The organism is Streptomyces sp. NPDC096048, from assembly GCF_044763415.1.
In the GTDB taxonomy this organism is placed as follows: domain Bacteria; phylum Actinomycetota; class Actinomycetes; order Streptomycetales; family Streptomycetaceae; genus Streptomyces.
The window spans coordinates 1-1866 of record NZ_JBIWGG010000030.1; the positions used below are offsets into that span (position 1 = coordinate 1).

The 1866-nt window shown below is 56.9% G+C and carries 1 rRNA gene; it reads left to right on the plus strand.

The features are described 5' to 3' along the window. Positions 1 to 1844 (plus strand): 23S ribosomal RNA (locus tag ACIQ6R_RS37025); the annotation flags it as partial. Positions 1845 to 1866: the final 22 nt, after the last annotated feature.

Sequence of the window (1866 nt, forward strand, 5' to 3'; positions counted from 1 at the left end):
ATACGGCCAACGCCGGCTGTGATGGGTAGGGGAGCGTCGTGTGCCGGGTGAAGCAGCCGCGGAAGCGAGTTGTGGACGGTTCACGAGTGAGAATGCAGGCATGAGTAGCGATACAAACGTGAGAAACGTTTGCGCCGATTGACTAAGGGTTCCTGGGTCAAGCTGATCTGCCCAGGGTAAGTCGGGACCTAAGGCGAGGCCGACAGGCGTAGTCGATGGATAACCGGTTGATATTCCGGTACCCGCTGTGAAGCGTCAAACATCGAGCATCGTGATGCTAAGGCCGTGAAGCCGTTCCGGACCCTTCGGGGAAAGGAAAGTGGTGGAGCCGCCGGACCAAGCGGTTAGTAGGTGAGTGATGGGGTGACGCAGGAAGGTAGTCCATCCCGGGCGGTGGTTGTCCCGGGGTAAGGGTGTAGGCCGTGCGATAGGTAAATCCGTCGCACATGAGGCTGAGACCTGATGCCGAGCCGATTGTGGTGAAGTGGATGATCCTATGCTGTCGAGAAAAGCCTCTAGCGAGTTTCATGGCGGCCCGTACCCTAAACCGACTCAGGTGGTCAGGTAGAGAATACCGAGGCGTTCGGGTGAACTATGGTTAAGGAACTCGGCAAAATGCCCCCGTAACTTCGGGAGAAGGGGGGCCATTCCTGGTGATGATATTTACTGTCTGAGCTGGGGGTGGCCGCAGAGACCAGCGAGAAGCGACTGTTTACTAAAAACACAGGTCCGTGCGAAGCCGTAAGGCGATGTATACGGACTGACGCCTGCCCGGTGCTGGAACGTTAAGGGGACCGGTTAGCTCCATTTCGGTGGGGCGAAGCTGAGAACTTAAGCGCCAGTAAACGGCGGTGGTAACTATAACCATCCTAAGGTAGCGAAATTCCTTGTCGGGTAAGTTCCGACCTGCACGAATGGCGTAACGACTTCTCGACTGTCTCAACCATAGGCCCGGTGAAATTGCACTACGAGTAAAGATGCTCGTTTCGCGCAGCAGGACGGAAAGACCCCGGGACCTTTACTACAGTTTGATATTGGTGTTCGGTTCGGCTTGTGTAGGATAGCTGGGAGACTTTGAAGTTCACACGCCAGTGTGGGTGGAGTCGTCGTTGAAATACCAGTCTGGTCGTGCTGGATGTCTAACCTGGGTCCGTGATCCGGATCAGGGACAGTGTCTGATGGGTAGTTTAACTGGGGCGGTTGCCTCCTAAAGAGTAACGGAGGCGCCCAAAGGTTCCCTCAGCCTGGTTGGCAATCAGGTGTTGAGTGTAAGTGCACAAGGGAGCTTGACTGTGAGACCGACGGGTCGAGCAGGGACGAAAGTCGGGACTAGTGATCCGGCGGTGGCTTGTGGAAGCGCCGTCGCTCAACGGATAAAAGGTACCCCGGGGATAACAGGCTGATCTTCCCCAAGAGTCCATATCGACGGGATGGTTTGGCACCTCGATGTCGGCTCGTCGCATCCTGGGGCTGGAGTCGGTCCCAAGGGTTGGGCTGTTCGCCCATTAAAGCGGTACGCGAGCTGGGTTTAGAACGTCGTGAGACAGTTCGGTCCCTATCCGCTGTGCGCGTAGGAGTCTTGAGAAGGGCTGTCCCTAGTACGAGAGGACCGGGACGGACGAACCTCTGGTGTGCCAGTTGTCCTGCCAAGGGCATGGCTGGTTGGCTACGTTCGGGAGGGATAACCGCTGAAAGCATCTAAGCGGGAAGCCTGCTTCGAGATGAGGACTCCCACCCCCTTGAGGGGTTAAGGCTCCCAGTAGACGACTGGGTTGATAGGCCGGATCTGGAAGCACCGCAAGGTGTGGAGGTGACCGGTACTAATAGGCCGAGGGCTTGTCCTCAGTTGCTCGCGTCCACTGTGTT